At 71.9% G+C, this 25,355-nt stretch carries 22 protein-coding genes and 1 rRNA gene; 17 read left to right on the top strand and 6 right to left on the bottom strand.

The genetic code is table 11. The features are described from left to right. The 9 genes from rrf to ACZ5ID_RS30170 all read left to right on the top strand — a co-directional run. A 5S ribosomal RNA gene (gene rrf / locus ACZ5ID_RS30210) occupies positions 1 to 93 on the top strand; the annotation flags it as partial. A gap of 74 nt (positions 94 to 167) precedes the next feature. After that, positions 168 to 812: an HAD family hydrolase gene (locus ACZ5ID_RS30205; protein ID WP_468904137.1), complete on the top strand. Its 645-nt coding sequence runs from the start codon at positions 168 to 170 to the stop codon at positions 810 to 812. A gap of 43 nt (positions 813 to 855) precedes the next feature. After that, positions 856 to 2,091, top strand: a complete 1,236-nt coding sequence (locus tag ACZ5ID_RS30200; protein WP_468904134.1) for an MFS transporter — start codon at positions 856 to 858, stop codon at positions 2,089 to 2,091. Then, positions 2,060 to 3,226, top strand: a complete 1,167-nt coding sequence (locus tag ACZ5ID_RS30195; RefSeq protein WP_468904131.1) for an acetoin utilization protein AcuC — start codon at positions 2,060 to 2,062, stop codon at positions 3,224 to 3,226. The genes ACZ5ID_RS30200 and ACZ5ID_RS30195 overlap by 32 nt, the downstream gene beginning before the upstream one ends. Positions 3,227 to 3,636: 410 nt before the next feature. Beyond that, positions 3,637 to 4,452, top strand: a complete 816-nt coding sequence (locus ACZ5ID_RS30190) for a phosphatase (RefSeq protein ID WP_468904129.1) — start codon at positions 3,637 to 3,639, stop codon at positions 4,450 to 4,452. A 128-nt stretch (positions 4,453 to 4,580) separates the two neighbouring features. Beyond that, a complete protein-coding gene (locus ACZ5ID_RS30185; protein ID WP_344078925.1) occupies positions 4,581 to 4,790 on the top strand; it encodes a helix-turn-helix domain-containing protein in 210 nt (69 codons plus the stop codon). Positions 4,791 to 4,899: 109 nt separating this feature from the next. Then, entirely contained in the window at positions 4,900 to 4,998 is a 99-nt protein-coding gene (locus tag ACZ5ID_RS30180; protein WP_003948845.1) for a 30S ribosomal protein bS22, read from the top strand. A gap of 239 nt (positions 4,999 to 5,237) precedes the next feature. Beyond that, a complete protein-coding gene (locus tag ACZ5ID_RS30175) occupies positions 5,238 to 6,320 on the top strand; it encodes an NAD-dependent epimerase/dehydratase family protein (RefSeq protein ID WP_468904124.1) in 1,083 nt (360 codons plus the stop codon). Between the two features lie 14 nt (positions 6,321 to 6,334). Further along, entirely contained in the window at positions 6,335 to 7,429 is a 1,095-nt protein-coding gene (locus ACZ5ID_RS30170) for a lysophospholipid acyltransferase family protein (RefSeq protein WP_468904122.1), read from the top strand. A gap of 118 nt (positions 7,430 to 7,547) precedes the next feature. On the opposite strand, the gene ACZ5ID_RS30165 is transcribed toward ACZ5ID_RS30170, so the two are convergent. The 3 genes from ACZ5ID_RS30165 to ACZ5ID_RS30155 form a co-directional block, all read right to left on the bottom strand. Beyond that, positions 7,548 to 8,732, bottom strand: a complete 1,185-nt coding sequence (locus tag ACZ5ID_RS30165; protein ID WP_468904119.1) for a DUF5667 domain-containing protein — start codon at positions 8,730 to 8,732, stop codon at positions 7,548 to 7,550. Positions 8,733 to 9,116: 384 nt separating this feature from the next. Beyond that, positions 9,117 to 9,911, bottom strand: a complete 795-nt coding sequence (locus ACZ5ID_RS30160; protein ID WP_406557475.1) for an ECF subfamily RNA polymerase sigma factor, BldN family — start codon at positions 9,909 to 9,911, stop codon at positions 9,117 to 9,119. Positions 9,912 to 10,603: 692 nt separating this feature from the next. Further along, positions 10,604 to 11,596, bottom strand: coding sequence for an HAD family hydrolase (locus ACZ5ID_RS30155; RefSeq protein WP_468904116.1), 993 nt, complete (start codon positions 11,594 to 11,596; stop codon positions 10,604 to 10,606). 112 nt (positions 11,597 to 11,708) lie between these two features. On the opposite strand from ACZ5ID_RS30155, the gene ACZ5ID_RS30150 reads away from it, so the two are divergent. The 7 genes from ACZ5ID_RS30150 to ACZ5ID_RS30120 all read left to right on the top strand — a co-directional run bounded on the left by ACZ5ID_RS30150 (position 11,709) and on the right by ACZ5ID_RS30120 (position 19,835). After that, a complete protein-coding gene (locus ACZ5ID_RS30150; protein WP_468904113.1) occupies positions 11,709 to 11,999 on the top strand; it encodes a glutaredoxin family protein in 291 nt (96 codons plus the stop codon). 333 nt (positions 12,000 to 12,332) lie between these two features. Then, complete coding sequence (locus ACZ5ID_RS30145; protein WP_468904111.1) at positions 12,333 to 13,115, top strand: redox-sensing transcriptional repressor Rex; 783 nt, start codon at positions 12,333 to 12,335, stop codon at positions 13,113 to 13,115. Then, positions 13,112 to 14,710, top strand: coding sequence for a glutamyl-tRNA reductase (locus ACZ5ID_RS30140; RefSeq protein ID WP_468904108.1), 1,599 nt, complete (start codon positions 13,112 to 13,114; stop codon positions 14,708 to 14,710). The genes ACZ5ID_RS30145 and ACZ5ID_RS30140 overlap by 4 nt, the downstream gene beginning before the upstream one ends. After that, a complete protein-coding gene (gene hemC, locus ACZ5ID_RS30135; protein WP_468904106.1) occupies positions 14,707 to 15,681 on the top strand; it encodes a hydroxymethylbilane synthase in 975 nt (324 codons plus the stop codon). The genes ACZ5ID_RS30140 and hemC overlap by 4 nt, the downstream gene beginning before the upstream one ends. A gap of 8 nt (positions 15,682 to 15,689) precedes the next feature. Further along, a complete protein-coding gene (locus ACZ5ID_RS30130) occupies positions 15,690 to 17,348 on the top strand; it encodes a bifunctional uroporphyrinogen-III C-methyltransferase/uroporphyrinogen-III synthase (RefSeq protein ID WP_468904103.1) in 1,659 nt (552 codons plus the stop codon). Between the two features lie 506 nt (positions 17,349 to 17,854). Further along, entirely contained in the window at positions 17,855 to 18,841 is a 987-nt protein-coding gene (hemB, locus tag ACZ5ID_RS30125; protein ID WP_468904101.1) for a porphobilinogen synthase, read from the top strand. A 22-nt stretch (positions 18,842 to 18,863) separates the two neighbouring features. After that, positions 18,864 to 19,835 carry a molybdopterin-dependent oxidoreductase gene (locus ACZ5ID_RS30120; protein ID WP_468904099.1) on the top strand — a complete coding sequence of 324 codons (972 nt, stop codon included), beginning with the start codon at positions 18,864 to 18,866 and terminating at the stop codon, positions 19,833 to 19,835. On the opposite strand, the gene ACZ5ID_RS30115 is transcribed toward ACZ5ID_RS30120, so the two are convergent. Beyond that, a complete protein-coding gene (locus ACZ5ID_RS30115) occupies positions 19,804 to 20,676 on the bottom strand; it encodes a lactonase family protein (protein WP_468904096.1) in 873 nt (290 codons plus the stop codon). The genes ACZ5ID_RS30120 and ACZ5ID_RS30115 overlap by 32 nt on opposite strands. 258 nt (positions 20,677 to 20,934) lie before the next feature. After that, positions 20,935 to 21,681 (bottom strand): DUF4232 domain-containing protein, encoded by a 747-nt coding sequence (locus ACZ5ID_RS30110; protein WP_468904094.1) that lies wholly within the window; start codon positions 21,679 to 21,681, stop codon positions 20,935 to 20,937. A 382-nt stretch (positions 21,682 to 22,063) separates the two neighbouring features. Here ACZ5ID_RS30110 and ACZ5ID_RS30105 point away from each other — a divergent pair, with 382 nt between their 5' ends. After that, positions 22,064 to 23,482 carry a helix-turn-helix domain-containing protein gene (locus ACZ5ID_RS30105; RefSeq protein ID WP_468904092.1) on the top strand — a complete coding sequence of 473 codons (1,419 nt, stop codon included), beginning with the start codon at positions 22,064 to 22,066 and terminating at the stop codon, positions 23,480 to 23,482. Positions 23,483 to 23,503: 21 nt separating this feature from the next. On the opposite strand, the gene argS is transcribed toward ACZ5ID_RS30105, so the two are convergent. After that, positions 23,504 to 25,264, bottom strand: coding sequence for an arginine--tRNA ligase (gene argS, locus ACZ5ID_RS30100; RefSeq protein ID WP_468904090.1), 1,761 nt, complete (start codon positions 25,262 to 25,264; stop codon positions 23,504 to 23,506). Positions 25,265 to 25,355: the final 91 nt, after the last annotated feature.

Here is a 25,355-nt window from a genome sequence, read left to right as displayed (position 1 = left end):
ACGCCCGGTTACATTCCGAACCCGGAAGCTAAGCCTTTCAGCGCCGATGGTACTGCAGGGGGGACCCTGTGGGAGAGTAGGACGCCGCCGAACAAATTTTGGGAAAAGCCCCGTACCGGTCTCCGGTACGGGGCTTTTCTGCGTTTACCGGCGTTTAGGGTCGAACCATGCGCTATGACCTCGTCATCTTCGACAACGACGGTGTGCTCGTCGACAGTGAGCCGATCTCAAACACCATCCTCGCCGGGTACCTCACCGAGCTCGGTCACCCGACCTCGTACGAGGACTCCATTCGCGACTACATGGGCTCTGCCATGCATCGCATCCACGACCTCGTCCAGGAGCGGACCGGGCAGGTGCTGCCGGCCGACTTCGACGACGTCTTCCACTCCCGCGTCTTCGGCGCCTTCGAGCGCGAGCTGAAGCCGGTGGCCGGGGCCACCGACGTACTCGCGCAGCTGGTCGCGGACGGGGTGCCGTACTGCGTCGCCTCCTCGGGCAGTCATGAGCGGATCCGGGTGGGACACCGTACGACCGGGCTCGACGAGTGGTTCGAGGACGAGTGGGTGTTCTCCTCGCAGGACGTCGGGCGCGGTAAGCCGGCGCCGGATCTCTTCCTGTACGCGGCCGAGCGCATGGGTGTCGCTCCGGGGCGGTGTGCCGTCGTCGAGGACAGCCCGCTCGGCGTACAGGCCGCGCTGGCCGCCGGGATGGATGTGTACGGGTTCACCGCCATGACTCCCGAGGAGCGGCTCCAGGGCTGCACGGCCTTCTTCTCCGACATGGCACAGCTGCGCGAATTGCTCGGGTGATCTATCTACCCAGGGGTAAGTAACGGCCCTAAGCTCAGCGGCCATGACAGACGCGCGCCTGCGGCACGGCAGGGCGTCCCTGGCGCTGAGCTTCTTCGCGCAGGGCGTCGCCTTCGCTCTCCTGGTGACCCGGATTCCGGCGATCCAGGACCAGTACGGGATATCCGACGGTCTGCTGCCGGTGTTCCTGGCCGCCGTGCCGATCCTCGCGGGGGCCGGCAGCGTCACCACCGAGTACCTGGTGAAACGGGTCGCGCCGAGTGCGGTGCTGCGGGTGGTGCAGCCCGTGGTGATGCTGGCGCTGGTCGGGGTCGCGGCCGGGGACCGGATGTGGCAGGCGGCGCTCTCGCTCGGGGTGTTCGGGCTGGCCGTGGGCGGTCTCGACGCCTCCATGAACATGCTGGGGATCAGCCTTCAGCGGGCGTACGGGCGGAGCATCATCACCGGCTTCCACGCCACGTACAGCCTCGGCGGGATCATCGGGGCGTCGCTCGCCTGGGCCGGGGCGCACTGGGATTTCTCGCTGCTCGTCTCGTATCTGCCGGTCGTGATCGTGCTGGCGCCCGTGTGTCTGGCCGGGAGCCGGTGGTACGTGGACGGGGGCCCGGGAGGGGACGCGGCGGCGGTCCCTCAAGGGGGCCGGGCGGCGGTCGTCGAGTCCGTGGGGGAGGGCGGCAAGCCCGTCGTGTTCCGGCTGCTGCTGCCGCTCTGCCTGGTGATGTCCTTCGCGTACATCGGTGACTCGACCGTCTCCAACTGGAGCGCCAAGTACCTCCAGGACGTGCTCGGCAGCTCCGAGCAGCTGTCGACCGTTCCGTACAACGTCTATATGGTCACGGCGCTGCTCGGGCGCGCGGTCGGGGACCTGGGGGTGCGGCGGTTCGGAGCGGTGGCCGTGGTGCGGCTGGGGACCGTGGTGGCGGGGGCAGGGTTCGCGGTGGTCGCGGTGGCGCCGGGGCCGTGGGTGGGGATGCTCGGGTTCACGCTGCTCGGGTTCGGGCTGTGTGTGATCGTGCCGCAGACGTTCGCGGCGGCCGGGCGGCTGTTCCCGCACGCCTCCGACGCGGCGGTCGCGCGGCTCAACATCTTCAACTACGTGGGCTTCCTCGTCGGCTCCCCGCTCGTCGGCGGGCTCGGGGACGCGTGGAGCTACCGGGGCGCGATGCTGGTGCCGATGGTGCTGGTCCTGCTCACCCTGGTGTACGCCCGGTCGTTCGGGGCGGAGGGGGCCCGATACGGTGGCGGGCATGACCGGCCGCGCACTGTTGATGTGGGATGACGCCGTCACGGCGTACGACTTCGGACCGAGCCACCCGATGGACCCGGTGCGGCTCTCGCTGACCATGGGGTTGGTGCGGGCGTACGGGCTGGACAAGGCGGTGGACGTGGTGGCCGCGCCAGCGGCGGGGGACTCGACGCTGCGGCTCGTCCACCGGGAGGACTATGTGGCGGCCGTACGGGCCGCTTCGGCGGACCCGGACCGCGCCGACCAGGCGTACGGGCTGGGGACGGTCGACGATCCCGCGTTCGCGGGGATGCACGAGGCGTCCGCGCTGATCGCGGGGCAGTCCGTGGGGGCCGCGGAGGCGGTGTGGCGCGGGGACGCGGCGCACGCGGTGAACTTCGCGGGCGGGCTGCACCATGCGATGCCGGGCGGGGCCTCGGGGTTCTGCGTCTACAACGACGCGGCGCTGGCGATCGCGCGCCTCCTTGAGCTGGGGGCCGAGCGGGTCGCGTACGTGGATGTGGACGTGCACCACGGGGACGGGGTGCAGGCGGCGTTCTGGGACGACCCCAGGGTGCTGACGATCTCCCTCCATGAGCATCCCCGGCTGCTGTTCCCCGGGACGGGGTGGCCGGAGGAGACCGGCGGGGCGGAGGGGACGGCCGTCAACGTGGCGCTGCCGGCCGGGACCGGGGACGAGGGGTGGCTGCGGGCCTTCCACTCCGTGGTGCCGGAGCTGCTGGCCGAGTTCCGTCCCCAGGTGCTGGTGTCCCAGCACGGGGCGGACACGCACTTCGAGGACCCGCTGGCGCATCTGGCGGTCTCGCTCGACGCGCAACGGGCGGTGCAGGAGGCGTGTCACGCCCTGGCGCACGAGCATGTGGCGGGTGAGAAGTGGGTGGCTCTCGGGGGTGGGGGGTACGCGGTGGTGGACGTCGTGCCGCGGTCCTGGACGCATCTGGTGGGGGTGGCCGCGCATGCGGCGGTGCCGCCGGAGTCGGTGATCCCCGCGTCGTGGCGGGACGAGGTGTTCGCCCGTACGCGGCAGTTGGGGCCGGGGCGGATGACGGATGGGCGGGTTGTGCTGTGGCGTGACTGGGAGTCGGGGTACGACCCTGCGGATCGGCTGGATCAGGCGATTCTGGCTACGCGGCGGGCGGTTTATCCGTTGCGGGGGTTGTTGGCGTAGGGGGTGGGTGGGGCGCGGTGGTCTGCCGGGGGCTGCGCCCCCGGGCCCCCTGGGCTTCGGGCCTGCGGCCCCTGCGCCTCGGTCGGTGGGGACCTGCGGGTTGGTGGGGGTTGCTCGCGCAGTTCCCCGCGCCCCTGTTAGGCGGGGCCTGCGGCCACCGCGATCGGCTTGGGGTTCGTCTGCGGGCTGGCGGGGGCTGGTCGCGCAGTTCCCCGCGCCCCTGAAAGGCGGGGCCTGCGGCCGGCGCCCCGGGTTGGGCGATCCGAGTTGCTCATCGCGCCGGGGACTGCGCGGCCCGCCGCCGGGCGTCCGTGGGCGGGTGCCGGGCGGGACGGCAGCCGGTTACGCCAACTGTGCGTTCTCCCGGCCGTTTTGGTCCGCCGTGGCGGTCCTTGCGGGAGCATCGGGGGGTGTTGAGTACCGGGGCGCTGCGGGCGCATCTGTTGGCCGCTCGGTTGGCCGGGACCGTGGCCACCTCGCGGGAGGAGAGTCTGCGCAGTTATCGGTTGTTCGCCGCCCGGGATCCGCGCGTCACGCTCGGGCTCGATCCCGCCTGGGGGTGGGGCGAGCGGGACTTACTGCGGCTGATGGCGGACAAGTGCGGGGTGAGTCCGGACCCCGCGCACGTGTCGGGGCCCGATGTGATCGACCCGGAGCGGACCCTCGCCGGGCTCGACGCGCTGGCCGCCCGTATCCGCCACGTGGCCGTGCGGCGCGGAGCCGTACTCTTCGGAACCGGCCACCCGCACCGGCTGCTGGCCTTCTACGCCGCCCTCGCGGACGCTTTGTCGGCGGTCGGATGTGATGTCCTCACCCCTGCGCAGGGGAGATGTGTCGACATAACGACCCGGTTCGGGGTACGCACGTACAACCTTGACTACGTACGGGGAGTCGCGCTGGTGCGGGAACCCGGCGCGCGGGGCGCCGGGAGTGCGACCGGCGCACATACCCACTCCCCGCTGCCCGTACGGGTCGCTCTGGGGGCCGCCGCGACCCTCCGCGGGCGGCTGCCGGACCTGGTCGTGGGTGATCACGGATGGGTCTGCGGAGCAGGTCAGCTGGGTATTGAGGCGGTCGGCCTGGCCGATACGGATGATCCCGCGCTGTTCGTCGGAGAGGCCGAGGGGCGCGTGTCCGTAGTCGTTCCGCTTGATGACGCTGTGCGGTCTGATTACTACCGGCCGCTTACTCGCTATGTACTCAATCGGGCGTGTCTGTCACGGTAGGCGGCCGTTCGCAGCTCCTCTTCCCCACTCGCATCACCCGCCCCTAGTCTGGGGAGTGAGCGCACAGCGACGAAGAGTCACCGGAGGGGAAGCCGGTGCGCGTCGGGTGCGGAAGGTACAGGTGGGTCATGGCTGCTGATCAGAGGCCTCTGAACGAGGTCGTGTTCCTGACCGTGGCGGAAGTCGCCGCGGTGATGCGCGTGTCCAAGATGACCGTGTACCGATTGGTGCACAGCGGTCATCTGCCGGCGATCCGGGTGGGACGGTCCTTCCGGGTCCCCGAACAGGCGGTGCAGGAGTACCTCCGAGAGTCCTTCGTGGGGGTGGAAACAGCCTGACGGAGTCCTCGGTTACGACCTCTCCGCTCGGGCGGGTAGGCTAGCCCCTCGTAGGTCGTGTGGGCCCAGACGCCCCGCACCGAGTGAAGAGAAGTGAGCGAGGGTAGTCGTGGGCTCTGTTATCAAGAAGCGGCGCAAGCGGATGGCTAAGAAGAAGCACCGCAAGCTGCTCAAGCGCACCCGCGTTCAGCGTCGCAACAAGAAGTAAGCGACAGCTGTACGTGAACCCGCAGCCCTTCCGCCGTCCTGGTGGGAGGGCTGTGGTGCGTTCAGCGGCGGTGTGCCCGCCCTCCTTCCCGGCGGGCCGGACGCCCGCGCCGGGGCCCTTTCGACGGCTCGCGCGCGGAGCTGTCCCGGCCACGCGCGCGTACGCGGTCGTCCCCTCGCGACATTCAGCCGCTACGGTGGCGCCCAGGGTGCAACTCAGGCCAAAGGAAGGCGCTGATCTTGGGGAAGGTCGTGCTCGTCACCGGAGTGGCCCGGCAGCTCGGAGGCCGTCTCGTACGGCGTATCCAGCGTGATCCGGAGGTGGACCGGGTGATCGGCGTGGACGCCGTGCCACCCGGCCACCATCTCGGCGGAGCCGATTTCGTACGGGCGGACATACGGCAGCCCGCCATCGCGCGCGTGCTGGCCGAGCACGCCGTGGACACCGTGGTGCACATGGACGTCACCGGCACACCGCTGGGGGCCGGCGGGCGGACGTCCGTGAAGGAGACGAACGTCATCGGCACCATGCAGCTGCTCGGCGCGTGCCAGAAGTCGCCGTCGGTTCGGCGGCTGGTGGTGAAGTCGAGCACCAGCGTGTACGGGTCGGCGCCGCGCGATCCGGCCGTTTTCACCGAGACGACGATGCCGAAGTCGCTGCCCAGCGGTGGCTTCGCCAAGGACGCCGTCGAGGTCGAGGGGTATGTGCGCGGCTTCGCCCGGCGCCGGCCGGACGTGGCGGTGTGCGTGCTGCGGTTCGCGAACATCCTGGGGCCGGGCGCGGATTCGCCGCTGGCGGAGTACTTCTCGCTGCCGGTGCTGCCGACCGTCCTCGGCTACGACCCGCGGCTCCAGTTCGTCCACGAGGACGACGTCATCGAGGTCCTGCGCATCGCCTCGCACGAGCCCCGGCGGGGGACGCTCAACAGCGGCACCTTCAACGTGGCCGGCGACGGCGTGCTGCTGCTCTCGCAGTGCTCGCGGCGGCTGGGCAGGCCGACCGTGCCGGTGCTGCTCCCGGCGGTGCGCTGGGTGGGTTCGGCGCTGCGCTCGGTGGGCGTCAGCGACTTCTCGCCCGAGCAGATCAGACTGCTCACCCACGGCAGGGTGGTGAGCACCGCGCAGATGCGGGAGACCCTGGGGTTCGAGCCGAAGTACTCGACGGCGGAGACGTTCGCCGACTTCGCGCGCAGCCGGGGTCCCGGGCTGCTGCCGCCGGACGCGCTGGCGAGAGCCGTGGACGGGGTGGCGGCGCTGCCCTTCCGCCCGTTCGCCGGCGGTGCCGCGACGACTTCCCCCTTGTCCACTCCCGGCGCGGAATGAGGAGATCGACCACGATGGCGGACGCCAAGGTCATTCCGTTCGACGACGACCGCTCGCGCGGTGGCGCGCAGCGCCCTTCCCGCCGCCGCCCCGGCGGCCCGCGGGGCGCGGCCCCGGACGCGCCTCCGGCCCCGGTGAGCGCTCTGCCGGGCCAGCAGGCCGTCTCCCAGGGCCGGCAGGACCCGCAGGGCGGCAAGGGCCCGCAGGAGGCCGCTGAAGCCGCCGCGCCGCAGCGGCCGGACGGTGAGGGGGTGCGCGAGCGGCCCGGTGCTCACTGGGACCGCAGGATCGCGGGCGGCCTCGCGTTCCTGCGGCGGCGGATCACCGGTGAGTACGAGGTCGACGAGTTCGGCTACGACGAGGAACTCACCGACCAGGTCCTGATGTCGCTGCTGCGCCCCTTCTACGAGAAGTACTTCCGGGTGGAGGTGAAGGGCGTCGAGAACATCCCGGCCGAGGGCGGGGCACTGGTCGTCGCCAACCACTCCGGGACGCTGCCCCTGGACGGGCTGATGATGCAGGTGGCGGTCCACGACCACCATCCGGCGCAGCGGCATCTGCGCTTGCTGGCGGCGGACCTGGTGTTCATGCTGCCGGTCGTCAACGAGCTGGCCCGTAAGGCCGGGCACACGCTGGCCTGCGCGGAGGACGCCCAGGCGCTGCTGGAGCGCGGTGAGGTCGTCGGGGTGATGCCGGAGGGCTTCAAGGGCATCGGCAAGCCGTTCAGCGAGCGGTACAAGCTCCAGCGGTTCGGGCGGGGCGGTTTCGTGTCGACCGCGCTGCGGACCGGGACGCCGATCGTGCCGTGCTCGATCGTCGGGGCCGAGGAGATCTACCCGATGATCGGCAACGCCAAGACGCTGGCCCGGCTGCTGGGCTTCCCGTACTTCCCGATCACGCCCACGTTCCCGTGGCTGGGGCCGGCCGGGCTGGTGCCGCTGCCGACGAAGTGGACGATCCAGTTCGGCGAGCCGATCCCGACGGACGGCTATCCGCCGGAGGCGGCGGAGGATCCGATGCTGATGTTCAACCTGACGGACCAGGTGCGGGAGCAGATCCAGCACACGCTGTACAAGCTGCTGGTGCAGCGGCGGTCGGTGTTCTTCTAGCCGCATGTACCGCCCGTACCGCTGGTAGCCGCTGGGCAGACGTTTTACGGGTGTGGGGTTCACGGGTGTGGGGCTCGCCTTCGTGTGAAGGCGAGCCCCACACCCGTGTCCGGTGGAGCTACTTCGCTTCCTCGCCGTCGATGCCCAGGCCCGGGAGCAGGCCGGGCAGCAGGGGGGGCAGGGTGACGTCCGGGGCCGGCGGTTTGGCCGGGGTGGTGCCGGAGGTCGGCGGGGTGCTCTTGGCGGGCGGGTCGAGCAGACCGCCGGTGTTGCCGCCGAGCAGGCCCTCGTTGGGTTTGGTGCCCGGGGTGGTGGGCTGCTGCGACTTGGTGCCGCCGCCGCTCGCCGTGCCGTGCGCCGGGGACGAGGGGGCCGGGGCCGGGCGGGCCGTGTGGCTCGTCTCGCCGTGGTGCGTCGTGTCCGTACGCCCGTGGGTTCTGGTCTTGGGCGCGGGGAGCATCGAGCGCAGCGGCTCGACCTCTTGGTCTATGGCGACGAAGACGGAGGTGACCTGATCTCCGACGTCGGTGAGCTGGGCGGGCAGCTTGTCGCGCAGCCTGCTCCAGCTGTCGCGGTGTGCCGAGGCGAACGACGACAGGGCGGCCATGGGGCCGAGCGAGCCGTCCTTGGCGTAGGCGGCGTGGAGGAGGCGGTGGCCTTCGGACACGTCGTGCTGCATACCGCTCAGGGCGCGGCGGACCTCGCTGAGCTGCTCGTGGTCGAGGGCGCCGGCCCGGCCGCGCTCCATGAGGCGGCGGGCCTCGCTGAGCCGGGTGGAGGCCTGGTCGAGGTAGATCCGGCCGCGGTCGGCGTCGTCGTCCGCCAGGTTGAGCTTGAGGTCCTCCATGCCGCGCTTCAGCCCGTACAGCGAGTCACCGGGGAGGGCGTCGGAGCTGGCAGCGGCCACGCCGCTGAACGCGCCCGCGGCCACACCGATGCTGAGGCCGCCCGCAGCGATGCCCTTCGACCAGCGGGAGCGGGGGCGCAATTTCCGGAGTGGGGCCGCCCGGTGGGCTCCCCGGCCGGCCCGCTGCTCGGGCACCTGAGGGTCGGCGGCGCCACCAGAAGCGAACATCTGCTCCATGGCGGCCACGAGCAGCGCCCGCTGCTCCACCTTCACCTGTGGGTCCAGCTCCGGTTTCGGCAGGTCGCCGAGGACGGTCGCCAGGGTCAACAGGTCGGCCTCCGCCGCCTGTTCGGCCTGGGCGGCCGGGGTGGCGGGTGACTGCTGGGCCGCCGAGGCTTCTTCCAGGGCCTGGGCGAAGGCGTTCGCCCGCCGGTGCGCCGATACGTTCGCGATCACTGGCGGCACCTCCTCTCGTCATCACGGTCGACTCCCCAAGGGGCCTGGAAGGTTGCACGTCTTGAGCACATCCACACGATCGAGTGAGCGGCTGTGAGCATGACGTGACCACAGGGAGCCTGCATCCGGCACAACGAGGGACGCGGCACTTGGGTTACGGACGAAGGATGATCGGACCACAGTGTGACGAGGGCGGCACGAAGTGCTCACCGGCCGTGAGCGAGGGGCGCCGGGAGGGGCGGATCGATGGCTGCCGGGGTGCCGCTGCCCCGCGGGGACGGGGAGCGGCCCGGCGGGGCAGCGGGGAGCGCCGAGGGGTGCCGGCGGGTGCCGGCGGGTGCCGGCGGGGCGTCCGTGGGGTGTGGGCGGGGCGCCAGTGGGGTGTCAGCGGGCGTCTTCGGGGAGGAGTCGGGCGAGGGTGCGCACGGCTCGGTACTGGAGCGTCTTGATGGCGCCCTCGTTCTTGCCCATGACGCGGGCGGTCTCGGCGACCGAGAGGCCCTGGAGGAAGCGCAGGGTGACGCACTCCTGCTGTTGCGGGTTGAGCTTGCGTACGGCTTCGAGGAGCGCGGCGTTGGAGAGGGACTCCAGGACGGAGTCCTCGGGTGAGCGCTCCACTTCGTTGGCGTCGAGCATTTCGCCTGTGGTCACTTCCAGGCGGAAGCGGCTCGACTTGAAGTGGTCCGCGACCAGGTTGCGCGCGATCGTGACCAGCCAGGCGCCGAAGTCGCGCCCCTGCCAGGTGAAGGTGGAGATCCTGCGGAGCGCGCGCAGGAAGGTCTCGCTGGTGAGGTCCTCGGCGGTGGCCTTGCCGCCGACGCGGTAGTAGATGTACCGGTACACCGTGTCGCTGTACTGGTCGTACAGGCGTCCGAAGGCGTCGGCTTCGCCCGCCTGGGCGCGTTCGACGAGGTCCATCATGCGGGCGCTGTCGCTGTCCGCGCTGGGGCGGCGGGCGGTCGGCGTCGCGGACGTGCCCGTGCTGCGGCCACCGCTTCGTCTTCCGACCGCGGCACCGCCCTCGGCCAGCGCGTAGCAGGCACCGAGGGGTGAGGCGGTGGCGAAGGCGAAGGCGGGGGCGGTGGCGTACGCGGTGGGGACGAAACCGCGCAGACGGTCGACGACCGCTGCGCGGAGCGTAGCCAGGCCCGAGGCGTCAACCCCGACGTGTGGGTACACGGGACTCCCAGAGGCAGAGCTTCCATCACGTGCAGTGCGGGACCGTTCACCCGCCGTGGCGATGTGTGGGTTCCGGTATGCGTCTGAGGAGAATAACGCTTCGTGCAGGGAGCGCTACACCCAGTTGCTCAAATCGTCGATTCCGTCGCTTCTGTTACGTCTATGGGGCGGTTTGGGTAGCGGAGTGTGAGCGGGTGTGGATGTGATGCTGATCGATGTTGATCGGTTGGGGGGTGGGATGTGGCCGAGTGGGGGGTGGGGGACTGGTGGGGGTTGGGCGCGGGTATGTGGTCCCGGATCTGGCCCCACCCCGCCCCTTCCCTAAACCCTCCGGGGGTGGGGGTGGGTGCAGCAGAAACAGCGACCCCCGGGGGCTCCGCCCCCAGCCCCCCAAGCGGGGGCTCCGCCCCCTGCACCCCTGGCGGGGCTCCGCCCCTGCACCCCTAAGCGGGGGCTCCGCCCCGGACCCCGCTCCTCAAACGCCGGAGGGGCTGAAGTGCTCCGGTCCGCCGGGCTGGAGTTGCCCAGGGGCGCGGGGAACTGCGCGACCAGCCACGAAGCACCCGCAGACAAACCACGGACGCCTACCGGTCTGCCAAGAGACGCGGGGAACTGCGCGACCAGCCACAGATCAGCCAGCCACAGAGCGGCCGACCAGCCACAGATCAGCCAGCCACAGACGAGCCCGCCCCTCAGCGCCTCCGCCGGTGCAGTGCGATCGCCGCCGCCGTGCCGCCCGCCAGCGCTCCCACCCCGGCCGCCGCCGGAATCCCCACCTTCGCCGCCTTGCGACCCGTCCGGTAGTCCCGCAGGCGCCACTCCCTCGCCCTCGCGTGCTTGCGCAGCTTCGCGTCGGGGTTGATGGCGTAGGGGTGGCCCACCAGGGACAGCATGGGGATGTCGTTGTGGGAGTCGCTGTACGCCGCGCAGCGCGAGAGGTCCAGGCCCTCCGCCGCCGCCAGCGCGCGTACCGCCTCCGCCTTGGCGGGGCCGTGCAGCGGCTCGCCCACCAGGCGGCCGGTGTACACGCCGTGCACCGACTCCGCGACCGTGCCCAGCGCGCCTGTCAGGCCCAGCCGGCGCGCGATGATCGTCGCGGTCTCCACCGGTGCCGCCGTCACCAGCCACACCTTCTGGCCCGCGTCCAGATGCGCCTGGGCCAGCGCGCGCGTGCCGGGCCAGATGCGGTCCGCCATGTACTCGTCGTAGATCTCCTCGCCGATGGTCATCAGCTCGGAGACGCGGTGGCCCTTGACGATCGACAGGGCGCTCTCGCGCGCGTCCTGCATGTGCTCCGGGTCCTCGACCCCGGCCAGCCGGAACCACGCCTGCTGCCAGGCGAACCGCACCAGGTCACGGCGCTGGAAGAACTTCCGCTTGTACAGGCCGCGCCCGAAGTGGAAGATCGCCGCGCCCTGCATGACCGTGTTGTCGAGGTCGAAGAAGGCCGCCGCCAGATCGTCCCCGACCACGGGGAAGTCCGGTTCGGACGGAGAGGAGGGGGAGGAGGACGGGGAGGGCGGCGAGGAGGCTTCGGCCTTCGCCTTTTCTCTGGCTTCCGCTTCCGCCAGTTCCGCCAGCTCCTGCTCGGACTTGCGGGCTGCCTCGGCTGCGGCCTCGCCGGCCAGCACGCTGCGGGCTGTCGCCGAGCGCCTACGCGGGGTGAGCCATCCCAGTACGGCCATGTCGTGAGCATAGCCAGTCTGTTCGGTACCGCCCGACACGCCGGGATGCCGGGGCGTGAACTCTGGGAGGCGGCGGCGGACGGCCGCCTTCACGTGGGCGGAGAATGGATCCATGAGTCCTCTCTTCCGGCGCGGGAAGTCCCCGCGCAGCGCCGACCCCTCCTCCCCGCCGCTCGTCACGCTCATCGGCAAGCCGGGCTGCCATCTCTGCGACGACGCCCGTGCCGTGATCGAGAGCGTCTGCGCCGAGACCGGTGCCGCGTGGGAGGAGAAGGACATCACTCAGGACGAGGCGCTGCACCGCGCGTACTGGGAGCAGATTCCGGTTGTGCTCGTCGACGGCGCGCAGCACACCTTCTGGCGCGTGGACCCCGCGCGGCTCAGGAGTGCCCTGGGCGGTTGAGGCGGGTGGGGCGCGCGTGCCCCGTCCGTGGTCCCGGGGGCCGGTGATCGAGTGGGTGATCAGCGGTAGTTGTGGTTACCATCGAGGTCGTTTTGTCGCGTTCGGGGGTGACATCGTGGAGAGGTGTGTACGGTTTTGCCCCCTTCGGGTCTTCAACGGGTCGACTTCGCTGTCGGTTCCCGTAAATCGGCACCGGTTCGCGTGAGCCCGGTCACTTTGCTCGGACAAAGCGGACACCATCTTTGTGCACGCGTTCACAAAGACATAGCCTGCATTCGACGGGGCGGTCCTGGGACACATGGCCGCCTGCCTCGCTCATCCCGCAGGAGCACCGTGGCAACTGGCCGAACTCACCGACCGGCGACCCGTAGCCGAGGAATTCCCGAGGCCACCGTCGCCAGGCTTCCGCTGTATCTGCGTGCGCTGACCGGACTGTCGGAGCGCTCCGTACCCACGGTCTCCTCCGAGGAACTGGCCGCGGCGGCCGGGGTCAACTCCGCGAAGCTGCGCAAGGACTTCTCCTACCTCGGTTCCTACGGGACCAGGGGCGTGGGCTACGACGTCGAGTACCTCGTCTACCAGATCTCCCGCGAGCTGGGCCTCACGCAGGACTGGCCCGTCGTCATTGTCGGCATCGGCAACCTCGGCGCGGCCCTCGCCAACTACGGCGGCTTCGCCTCCCGTGGCTTCCGGGTCGCCGCGCTGATCGACGCGGACCCCGCGATGGCGGGCAAGCCCGTCGCCGGGATCCCGGTGCAGCACTCCGACGACCTGGAGAAGATCATCAGCGACAACGGTGTCTCCATCGGCGTCATCGCGACGCCGGCGGGCGCCGCGCAGCCGGTCTGCGACCGGCTGGTCGCCGCCGGGGTCACCTCCATCCTGAACTTCGCGCCGACCGTCCTGTCGGTGCCCGAGGGCGTCGACGTACGCAAGGTCGACCTCTCCATCGAGCTGCAGATCCTCGCCTTCCACGAGCAGCGCAAGGCCGGTGAGGACGCCGCCGCCGCGGAGGCCGCCGACATGGTGGCGCCCGCGGCCCCCGTGGTGCGCGGCGGCGCGGCCGTGGACCGGAAGGGACCCGACGGGGACATGCCCGCCGTGATGCCGGCATGAGCCTCCTGGTCGTCGGCCTCAGCCACCGCAGCGCACCCGTCAGCATCCTGGAGCGGGCCTCGCTCTCCACGGACACGCAGGTCAAGCTGCTTCAGGACACCCTCGCCGCGGAGCCCGCGGCCGAGGCGGCGGTGCTCGCCACCTGCAACCGCATCGAGCTGTACGCGGACGTGGACAAGTTCCACGCGGGCGTCGCCGAGCTCTCCACCCTGCTCGCCCAGCACAGCGGCGTCGGTCTGGAGGAGCTCACCCCATATCTCTATGTGCACTACGAGGACCGGGCCGTCCACCATCTCTTCTCGGTGGCGTGCGGGCTGGACTCGATGGTCGTGGGCGAGGGCCAGATCCTCGGCCAGATCAAGGACACCCTGGCGCAGGGGCAGGAGCTCCACACCGCCGGCCGCCTCCTCAACGACCTGTTCCAGCAGGCCCTGCGGGTCGGCAAGCGCGCCCACAGCGAGACCGGTATCGACCGGGCCGGGCAGTCCCTGGTCACCTTCGGCCTGGAGCAGCTCGCCCTGGGCACGCCGGTGGAGACCTGGGCCAAGGACAAGCGCGCCCTGGTGATCGGCGCGGGCTCGATGTCCTCCCTGGCCGCGGCCACGCTGGCGCGCGCCGGGGTGCGCGAGGTGATCGTCGCCAACCGCACGTCCGCCCGCGCCGAGCGCCTTGCGGAGATCCTCACGGAGTCCGGCACGCCCGCCCGCGCGGTGGCGATGGCCGACGTGGCACGCGAACTGACACGAGTCGACGTGGCCGTGTCCTGCACCGGGGCGACCGGTCTGGTCCTGGACGCGCAGACTGTCGGCGACGCCGTCGGCGCCCAGGCCGCCGCCCCCGTGAGCCAGCCGCCCGCCGTCTCCGGCGGCTGCCCCGCCGACTTCGCCGCGACGGCCGCCGCCGGCGCCTCGCTCGCCGCGTACAGCGCGGTCGCCGAGGCCGACGCCGCGGCCGGGCAGGGCGAGCCCGTCGACGCCGACTCCCTGGAGCTGCACGGCAGCTGGGCCGAGAACGCCACCGGCGCCCGGCCCGCCGCCCGCACCCGTATCCCCGCGCAGGCCGGCCCCGTCCGGCTCGCGCTGCTCGACCTCGCCATGCCGCGCGACATCGACGCCGCCGTCCACCGCATCCCCGGGGTGCGGCTGGTCGACATCGAGTCGCTCGCCGACGCCTCGGCCGACGCGCCGATGGCCGCCGACGTCGACCAGGTCCGCTCGATCGTCTCCGACGAGGTCGCCGCCTTCGGCGCCGCCCAGCGCGCCGCGCACATCACCCCCACCGTCGTCGCGCTGCGCGCGATGGCCGCCGACGTGGTGGCCGGCGAGGTGGCGCGGCTGGAGGGACGGCTGCCCGACCTGGACGCCAGGCAGCGCGCCGAGGTCACCCAGACCGTGCGCCGCGTCGTCGACAAGCTGCTGCACGCGCCGACGGTGCGGATCAAGCAGCTCGCGGCCGAGCCCGGCGGCGCCGGATACGCGGACGCGCTGCGCACACTCTTCGACCTCGACCCGGAGACGGTCGCCGCCGTGTCACGGGCCGACCTGAACGACGTCGACGTCAAGAACCGAGACGCGAAGAACCGAGGGCGGTCATGACCCAGAAAGCACTGAGGCTGGGGACCAGGCGGAGCATGCTCGCCATGGCCCAGTCCGGCCAGGTGGCCGACGCCGTACGGAGGTTGACCGGGCGTCCGGTCGAGCTGGTGGAGATCACCACGTACGGCGACACCTCGCGCGAGCACCTGGCGCAGATCGGCGGTACGGGCGTCTTCGTGACCGCGCTGCGCGACGCGCTGCTGCGCGGCGACGTCGACTTCGCCGTCCACTCGCTCAAGGACCTGCCCACCGCGCAGCCCGACGACCTCGTCCTCGCCGCCGTGCCGGTCCGCGAGGACCCGCGCGACGTGCTGGTGGCACGCGACGGGCTCACCCTGACCGAGCTGGCCGCCGCCTGCGCGGGCCGCCCGGCCCGCATAGGCACCGGCTCGCCGAGGCGCATGGCCCAGCTGAACGCCTACGCGCGCAGCCACGGCCTGGCCGTCGAAACCGTGCCGATCCGGGGGAACATCGACACCCGGATCGGATTCGCGCACAGCGGGGAGCTCGACGCGGTGGTACTCGCCGCCGCCGGACTCAGCCGCATCGGCAGGACCGGTGAGGTGACCGACTTCCTTCCGGTCGACACCATGCTGCCCGCCCCCGGCCAGGGGGCACTGGCGATCGAGTGCGCGGCAGCCGATGCCGAGCTCGCCGCCGCGCTCGCCGAGCTCGACGACCCGTACACCCGGGTCGCCGTGACCGCCGAGCGGTCCCTGCTCGCCGCCCTGGAGGCCGGCTGTTCCGCACCCGTGGGTGCCTACGCCGACCTGCTGGCCGACGGACAGATTGTTCATGAGATGCGCCTGCGCGGCGTCGTCGGTACCACCGACGGCTCGACGCTGGTGCAGTTGTCCATCACCGGTCCCGTACCTGCGTCGCACGACGAAGCCGTGGCGCTCGGTCGCGAACTCGCGGTCGAGATGCTTGCCAAGGGTGCGGCCGGTCTTATGGGGGAGCGAGCACTTTGAACCCCACCATGTCCTCGAACCTTCCCGCCGTCTCCGCGCACGGGTGCGTCACCTTCCTCGGTGCCGGCCCCGGGGACCCGGGGCTGCTGACGCTGCGCGCCGTGGAAGCGCTGGCGTCGGCCGATGTCCTGATCGCCGAGCCCGCTGTGCTCGACGTGGTCCGCGCGCATGCGCGGGCAGGTGTGGACACGCCTCAGCTGACGGTTGTTGACGACACGTCAGCGACCGGCAGCACGTTCAACGTCCCCGTGTTGCGGGACGCGGCCAATCTTGTCATGGAGGCCGCGCGCTCCGGCAGGCGGGTCGTCCGTGCCGTCTCCGGTGACCCCGGGCTCGACGGCAGCGCGGGCGAGGAGATGCTCGCCTGCGCCGCGGAGGGCATCCCCTTCGAGGTCGTGCCCGGTGTGGCGACGGCGGTGGGCGTACCCGCGTACGCCGGTGTCCCGCTCAGCGACCCGGGCGGCGCCGACGTCCGCTTTGTCGACGCGCGCAGCGCGGGCGAGCGCTGCTGGACCGAGGTCGGCGCGAGCGACGGCACGGTCGTCGTCTCCGCGACCCTGGAGACGGTGGCGGCGGCGGCCGGCGAACTCGTCGCGGCGGGCCGCAAGCCCGACACCCCGATGACGGTCACCGTCGCCGGTACGACCACGCGCCAGCGCACCTGGAACGCCACGCTCGGCTCCATCGCGCAGGTCCTCAAGCAGGCCAAGGTGCTGCCGTCCCCGGACGGCCACCAGCCCGTCATAGCCGTGGTCGGGGAGCGCACCGCCGCGGCCCAGCGCGACCGGCTGTCCTGGTTCGAGTCCAAGCCGCTGTTCGGCTGGCGGGTGCTCGTACCGCGGACGAAGGAGCAGGCCGCGTCCCTCTCCGACCAACTGCGTTCCTACGGCGCGGTGCCGCACGAGGTGCCGACGATCGCCGTCGAACCGCCGCGCACACCGCAGCAGATGGAGCGGGCGGTCAAGGGCCTGGTGACGGGCCGCTACGAGTGGATCGCCTTCACCTCGGTCAACGCCGTGAAGGCGGTGCGCGAGAAGTTCGAGGAGTACGGGCTCGACGCGCGGGCGTTCGCGGGGATCAAGGTCGCGGCGGTCGGTGAGCAGACCGCGGCGTCGCTGGTGGAGTTCGGTGTGAAGCCGGACCTCGTCCCGAGCGGCGAGCAGTCGGCGGCCGGCCTCCTTGAGGACTGGCCGCCCTACGACCCGGTCTTCGACCCGATCGACCGTGTCTTCCTGCCGCGCGCCGACATCGCCACCGAGACGCTGGTGGCGGGGCTGATCGAGCTGGGCTGGGAGGTGGACGACGTCACGGCGTACCGGACGGTACGGGCGTCGCCGCCGCCGGCGGACACGCGGGAGGCGATCAAGGGCGGCGGTTTCGACGCGGTGCTCTTCACCTCCTCGTCCACGGTCCGCAACCTGGTCGGCATCGCGGGCAAGCCGCACAACGTGACGGTGATCGCGTGCATCGGCCCGGCCACGGCGAAGACGGCCGAGGAGCACGGTCTGCGGGTGGACGTGATGGCTCCGGAGCCGTCGGTGCTGAAGCTGGCGGAGGCGCTGGCGCAGTTCGGGGCGGCTCGGCGGGATGCCGCCGTGGAGGCGGGGGAGCATGTGACCCGGCCGAGCGAGCGCCGTCCCGGGGCGAGGCGACGCCGCACGACGTGAGTTGCCCCGCCCCGCCCCTTCCCTAGACCCTCCGGGGGTGGGCGGGGTCTACCCGGGGGGCTGCACCCCCGGCCCCCCTGGCGGGGCCTGCGGCCCCTGCGCCCCGCTGTTTTCGTCTGCGGACCGTGCTGGGTTGCTCGCGCAGTTCCCCGCGCCCCTAACTGCCCAGGGACGCGGGCAACTGCGCGCTCAGCCAGGGCCCTGAAGGGGCGCGGGGAACGGCGCGACCAGCCACCCACACACCCGCAGTCAAAGTCCCGGCCCTATCAGGGGCGCGGGGAACTGCGCGAGCAACCGTCCACCGGCCGGCAGACGACCCCCGGGCCGAAGAGGGGCGCGGGGAACTGCGCGAGCAACCGTCCACCGGCCCGCAGACGACCCCCCGGCCGAAAAGGGGCGCGGGGAACTGCGCGATCAGCCCGCCACCGGCCCGCAGACGAACCCCCGGCAATACAGCCCCCCGGGGTGGGGCAAAAGGGCTTCGCCCACCGGCGTAGCGTGGTGGCATGAGCTACGGATCCTTCCCCGGCACCCGCCCCCGGCGCCTCCGCACCACCCCCGCAATGCGCCGCATGGTCGCCGAGACCCGGCTGCACCCCGCCGACCTGATCCTCCCCGCCTTCGTGCGTGAGGGCATCGACCGGCCCGTGCCCATCGAGGCCATGCCCGGCGTCGTCCAGCACTCCCTCGACACCCTGCGCAAGGCCGCCGTCGAGGCCGTCGAGGCCGGGGTCGCCGGGATCATGCTCTTCGGGGTGCCCGAGGACGACAAGAAGGACGCCCTCGGGACCGCCGGGACGGACCCCGACGGGATCCTCCAGGTGGCCATCCGCGCGGTGCGGGAGGAGGTCGGCGACGACCTCATCGTCATGTCCGACCTCTGCCTCGACGAGTACACCGACCACGGCCACTGCGGCGTCCTCGACGACGAGGGCCGCGTCGACAACGACGCCACCCTGGAGCGGTACGCCGAGATGGCCCAGGTCCAGGCCGACGCCGGCGTCCACGTCGTCGGCCCCAGCGGCATGATGGACGGTCAGGTCGGGGTGGTCCGCGACGCGTTGGACCAGACCGGCCACGAGGACGTCTCCATCCTCGCGTACACCGTCAAGTACTCCTCCGCCTTCTACGGGCCCTTCCGCGAGGCCGTCGGCTCCTCCCTCCGCGGGGACCGCAAGACCTACCAGCAGGACCCCGCCAACGTCCGCGAGTCCCTGCGCGAGCTCGCCCTCGACCTCGAAGAGGGCGCCGACATGGTCATGGTCAAGCCGGCCGGACCGTACCTCGACGTCCTCGCCAGGGTCGCCGAGTCGGTGGACGTGCCCGTCGCCGCCTACCAGATCAGCGGTGAGTACGCGATGGTCGAGGCCGCCGCCGAGAAGGGCTGGATCGACCGCGACCGGGCGATCCTCGAAACTCTGACGGGAATCAAGCGGGCGGGTGCGAACATGATCCTGACGTACTGGGCGACGGAGGTCGCCCGCGGGCTGTAGACGGCGACGACGGGGGCGGGCGATGGGTGAACAGGCGCTGGACGTACGGGACTTCGCCGATGTCACGGACTACCTCACCCCCGTCGACCACGTCTTCGTCCGCGCCCATCTCGGCGTGCCCGACCTGGACGTCGGCTCCTGGAGCCTGTCCGTGGAAGGGCTCGTCGAGCAGCCGTTGCGGCTGGGTCTCGACGACGTCCTGGCGCTGCCCGCCCGCCGCTTCACCGCGTTCCACGAGTGCTTCGGCAACCCGTTCGCGCCCGATGTGCCGACCCGGGCCGTGGCCAACCTGCGGTGGACCGGGTTCGACCTGTCCGCCCTCCTCGACCGGGCCGTACCGCTCGCCGCCGCGCGGCACGTCTGGTTCGAGGGCGCGGACACCGGCTCGTTCGACGGCGAGGACGGGCTGTCGTACGTGAAGGACCTGCCCCTGGAGACCGCCCGGCGGGACGTCTTCCTCGCGTACGAGATGAACGGCGAGCCGCTCACCGCCCGGCACGGGCACCCGCTGCGGACCGTGGTGCCCCGGATGTTCGGCACGAACTCGGTGAAGTGGCTGACCCGGATCGTCCTGGCCGAGGAGCGGCCGGACCACATGTTCACCACACGCTTCTACACCCGCGTCCACCCGGGCGAGTCCACGGCCCGTCCGGTACGCGCGGTGGACGTCGGCAGCAAGATCCTCAGCCCGCGGGACGGGGAGCGGCTGCCCGGGGAGTCCGTGGAGCTGGTCGGGCGGGCGTGGAGCGTCGGGGAGGTCGTCTCGCTCGACGTCAGCGTGGACGACGGGCCCTGGCGGCCCGCCGCCCTCGAACCCCTCGGGCCCGACCCCGCCTGGCAGCCCTTCACCCTCACCCTGCGGCTGCCGCCCGGCTGGCACCGCGTCCGCGCCCGCGCCACCGACCGCGAGGGGCGCGTCCAGCCGCCGCCGGGGGTGCGCAACTCGGTGCACGAGATCACCGTCACGGTCGGTGGCGCGGCAGCGGGAGCGTGACCGGGCGCCCGGACGGGCGGCCCGTGTGCGGGTCCAGCTCCGTCACCGCGAGCGTGATCGTGGCGGAGGCGTAGAGGTACGTACCGCGGGGGTGCACCGCGACCCCCGTGCAGTGCGGGGCCTTGAGCCCCGGCAGCGGCTCGGGGCCGGTGTCCGGGGCGAGCAGGCCGTCGGGGGCGAGGGTGGCGCGGTGGAGCGTGCCCGTCTCGCGGTCCGCGAAGTAGAGGCAGCCCGCCGCCGGGTGGACCGCGAGCGGGCCCGGGGCGGGCGGTACCTGAAGGGTCAGCGACGGGCCGTCGGAGTCCGCCCGGCCGTCCGGGCGGAGCGCGAAGACGTTCAGGGCGCGCCCGTCCGGGTCGCTGACGTAGAGGTGGGTGCCGGCCGGGTGGACGGCGAGGCCCTTGTGGTGCGGGGCGGTGCCGCGCACCCAGAGCGCCGTCGTGCCCTCGTCGTCGGGTCTGCCGCCGTGGCCCAGGGGCAGACAGGTGACGGCCGTCTTCTCGTCGCGGTCGGCGACGTAGAGGAGGGGGAGGGAGGGGTGGGCCACGACTGTGGCGGCGGGGTCCGCGCGGGTGGGGGTGTACACCTGCCAGCCGACTCCGCGTACGGGGCGGCCGGCGGGGTCCAGGGCGTGCCACAGCAGGCGTCTGCCGGGCGGGTCGGTGACGTAGAGGCAGGTGCCGGTCCGGTCCGCCGCGAGCCCGTACGGGCGTACGCCCGGGGTCCACTCGGCGGGGGCCTCCGGGCGGCCGTCCCCGCCGAGAGGGATGCGCAGGACGCCGTGCGGCTCGCCGACGTACAGCCAGGTGGCGGCGGGGTGCACGGCCAACTCCGCCCGCACGGCTCCTCCGCCGTCCCCCCACGGATCCTCGTCCCGGTGCACAGCCACTCCCACGGTTGACCTTTTCCGGGTTAACGAGGGGGGTGGGGGGTGGGGGGTGCGGCCTTTCGGGTCGGTTGTCCGCGGGCGGGGTGGGTCGGGTGGCTGAGCGCGCAGTTCCCCGCGCCCCTGACTACCCAGGGGCGCGGGGAACTGCGCGAGCAAGCCGGCACGGTCCGCAGGCGAAAGAGGGGTTCGGGGCGTAGCCCCGCGCGGGGGTTACCAGGCGCTGATCGCGCCCAGGTCCGACTGCCAGTACGTGGCCATCGCCTGCGCGTCCACCACCCCCACCGGCTTCGGCAGCGACGCGTACGCCGAGCGGCCCACGGACTCCATGCCGACCGCGCCCCGGAAGTACACGACGACCTGGCTCGTCATGTACGGGTCGGTGCCGTCGGGCTCCCCCTGCGTACGCACCATCGCGTACGCCGACCGGCCCGGCGCCAGCGAGACCACCGCCTGCGGGATGGTGTCCTTGTCGACCGCGATCGGCGACTGGGCGTTGGAGAACTTGACCGCCGGAGCGTCGTACGCGTCGCAGACCGTCTTGCCGATGTTGGTGGCCGTCAGCAGGACGTGGTTGATCGGGCGGGAGACCGGCGTCGCCGTCAGCTTGATGTTGGAGCCGGTGCAGGTGACGTGCTTGGACGTACCGGACCCGGACTGGCCGCCCGTGTGCTTGCCGGTCGACTTGGCCGGCTTGGCCGTCCCGTGGCCACCGGCGGCCGAGCCGGACCCGCCCGCCGACCCCGTGCCGCCCGTGCTGCCCGTGCCATCCGTGCTGCCCGTCGTCCCGGCCGCGTCCCCGCCGGTCGAGGGAGCCGGCGTGGAGGCGGGCGCCGAGGCCGCCGGCTTGGACGCCTTGTCCGCCGCCTTGGGCTCGGAGTCGCTGCCGCAGGCGGTGAGGGACAGCGCGGCGATCAGCGCGGTGGTCGCGGCGGCGGTGATGCGGAGGTTGGTGCGCATGGTGGATCGGCTCCCCGTTGCTAGGTGCGTGAGTCGTACGTAAGTGGTGCGTGGTGAGTGGTGCGTGGTGCGTGCTGAGCGGTGTGAACCGGGGTCAGCTCTGAAGACTGAGGACCAGCGCGATCACCGTGGCCACCGAGGCGGCCAGCATCGCGGCGGCCATCGAGTCCGCCAGGTTGACCCGGATACGGAATCGCATTGCCTGCTCCCCCCGGTGGGCCGGTTTGGCTGGTTGCTGCACTCACCTTGCGGGCCGGTCTGCGCCGACCGCAATCAGCAAGGGACAATGGGGGAAGCTGGAACGCGGGAACATGCTCTGACCTGGGGAAACTGCCTTCCCCTGGAACGCGTTCCCGGGACGGACAGGGGAGGGAAACGGCTCGTGGCTACGGCTGAGTCCGAGGAGTTCGCGGCGTTGCTCAGGGAGTTGAAGGACCGTTCGGGACGGAGTTACGGCGTCCTCGCGGGCAAGCTCCACGTGAGCACGTCGACGCTCCACCGGTACTGCAACGGCGACGCCGTGCCCAATGAGTACGCCCCCGTGGACCGGCTCGCCCGGCTCTGCGGGGCCACCCGGGAGGAGTCGGTCGAGCTCCACCGCCGCTGGATCCTGGCCGACGAGGCCCGGCGCCGAGCACGCGGCGCGGCAGCGGCGGAGGCGGCGCGTCCGCCCGCCCCGGTGCCGGCGACCGCACCCGAACCGGAATCGAAAACGGAACCGGAGGTAGAGGTTCCGGTCAAGCCCGCCGGGGTCGGCCCCGCCCCCACGCCCGTCTCCGGGGCGGGCGAATCCGAGGCGGGCGAATCCGAGGTCCGTTCCCACGAGTCTCCCCTCGTCCGCACGGTCACCGGCGCGTCCACCGCCCCGCTCCGCAAGCGGCTCACCAAGCGCACCCGGCTCGCGCTCATCGGGGCCGCCGCCGTCACGGCCCTCGCCGTTCCGGCCGTGGCCGTGGCGAACCTGTCCGGCGGCTCCGGGGACGACGACGACAAGGACACCAAGAGCTCGGCCGTCGCCGACGCACGGGGGACCAGGCCCACCACGCCGAGCGTCACACCCCCCACGTCCGGCTCCCCGAGCCCGAAGACCTCCTCGCCGAGCCCGTCGGGCCGCGCCACCCGCTCCGGCAGCCCGGCCCCGTCGGCGTCGGCCGTCCGCAAGCCCGTTCCGGCCGCCCAGGCCCCGGTCGGCGTCGGCGTCAGCTCGTACCAGTGGGACGGGCCGTGCGGGAAGTTCTATCTGATGGACCAGAAACCGAACGCGGTGCCGAAGCCGCCCGACCCGTACGAGAGCCGTCCCTGGGCCTCGGTGCTCGGCGGGGTCGACGGCGGGCATCTCACCCTCCAGCTCACCGCGACCGGCAAGACCCGTGAGTCGGTCGTCATCAACGCCGTGAACGTGAAGGTCGTAGAGCGCGACGCGCCGCTCGACTGGACCGCGTACTCGATGGGTTCGGGGTGCGGCGGCGCGGTCACCCCGGGCTTCTTCGACATCGACCTGGACAAGGCGCAGCCGCGCACGAGGCCGGTCGGTGGCACGCAGGGCGAGAGCCACGTGCCCGCCACGGACTTCCCGTACAAGGTGTCCACGACGGACCCGCAGGTGCTCAACCTCGATGTGCACACCGACGCGCACGAGGTGACCTGGTACCTGGAAGTGGAGTGGAGCAGCGGCGACCGCTTCGGGAAGATCCCGGTCTACGACGAGGGCGGCAGGCCGTTCCACAGCAGCGCCGTCAAGGGCCGTCCGGCGTACGAATACCGGGGGGACACCAACGTGTGGGAGCGGCTCACCACGTGAGCCGCTCCCACCCGGGGCCGGTCAGAGGCGCTCGGGCGTCCGGATGCCGAGCAGGGCCATGCCCCGGTGGAGCGTCCGGGCGGTCAGGTCGCACAGGAACAGGCGGTTCTCCACCAGCTCCGGCGACTCGGCCTTGAGGACCGGGCACTGGTCGTAGAACGTCGTGTACAGCGACGCCAGCTGGTACAGGTACGCGGCCAGCTTGTGCGGCGCGTAGTCCGCGGTCGCCTCCGCGAGCAGCTCGCCGAAGGCGTCCAGGTGCAGTCCCAGGGCGCGCTCCGCCGGGGCGAGGGGCAGCTCAGGGTGAGCGGCGGGCCTGGCGTCGTCGGCCTTGCGCAGGATCGACCTGATCCGGGCGTAGGCGTACTGGAGGTAGACGGACGTGTCGCCGTTGAGCGACACCATCTGGTCCAGGTCGAACTTGTAGTCGCGGTTGGCCGAGGTCGACAGGTCCGCGTACTTCACGGCGCCGATGCCGACGTACCGGCCGTTCTCGACGATCTCCTCCTCGGTCAGGCCCACCTTCTCGGCCTTCTCGCGGACGACGGCGGTGGCCCGCTCGACGGCCTCGTCGAGGAGGTCCTCCAGCTTGACCGTCTCGCCCTCACGGGTCTTGAACGGCTTGCCGTCCGCGCCGAGCACCGTGCCGTAGCCCATGTTGTGCGCGGTGACGTCGTCGGTCAGCCAGCCCGCGCGGCGCGCGGCCTCGAAGACCATCTTGAAGTGCAGCGACTGGCGCACGTCCACGACGTAGATCAGCGAGGTCGCGTGCAGGTCCGCGACGCGGTTGCGGATCGCGGTCAGGTCGGAGGCCGCGTAGCCGAAGCCGCCGTCGGCCTTCTGGACGATCAGCGGGACGGGCTGGTCGTCCTTGCCGCGGATCTCGTCGAAGAACACCACGAGCGCGCCCTCGGAGCGCACCGCGACGCCCATCTCCTCCAGGAGGCGGGCGGTCTCGGGCATGCCCTCGTTGTACGCGGACTCGCCGACGATCTCGTCGTCGCGGATCTCCATGTCGAGCTTCTCGAAGACCGAGTAGAAGTAGACCTTCGACTCGTCGACGAACCGCTGCCACAGCTCCAGCGTCTCCTTGTCACCGGACTGGAGGTCCACGACCCGCCGGCGGGCGCGCTCCTTGAACTCCTCGTCGGTGTCGAAGACCGCGCGGGAGGCCTTGTAGACCCGGTTCAGGTTCGACATGGCCTGCTCGCCGTCGACCTCGTCCGCGGGGGCCAGCGCGTCCGGGTGCTCGATCAGGTACTGGATGAGCATGCCGAACTGGGTGCCCCAGTCGCCGATGTGGTGCCGGCCGATCGTCTTCTCGCCGGTGAAGTCGAGCATGCCGCGCAGCGCGTCGCCGATGACGGCCGAGCGCAGATGGCCGACGTGCATCTCCTTCGCCACGTTCGGCTGGGCGTAGTCGACGACCGTGATGCCCGGGTTCTCCTTCAGCGGCACGCCGAGCCGGTCGTCGTCGGCGCGCGCGGCCAGCGTGCTCGTGATCGCCGCGTCGGTGAGCGTGATGTTGAGGAAGCCGGGGCCCGAGACCTCGACCTCCTTCAGGAGGTCGCCCGAGTCCAGCGCGCCGGTGACCTTCGCCGCCAGCTCACGGGGGTTGCCCTTGAGCTTCTTGGCGAGCGCCAGGATGCCGTTGGCCTGGAAGTCGGCCCGGTCGCTTCGTCGCAGCAGCGGGTCGGTGGAGCCGGCCTCCGGCAGGGCTGCCGAGAGAGCGTCCGCCAGGCGCTGCTGGACAGTGGAAGCGAGGGAAGGGACCGAAGCCATGGGTTCCGTTTCCTGTCGGTCGGCCGCCCGCGAAAGGGTTTGCGGACGGGATGCGTACAGGGGGATTCTCCCATGCGAGCGTCTTCCACTT

Source organism: Streptomyces sp. NPDC031670 (genome assembly GCF_055580545.1).
This window is presented reverse-complemented; position numbering and strand designations above follow the sequence as displayed.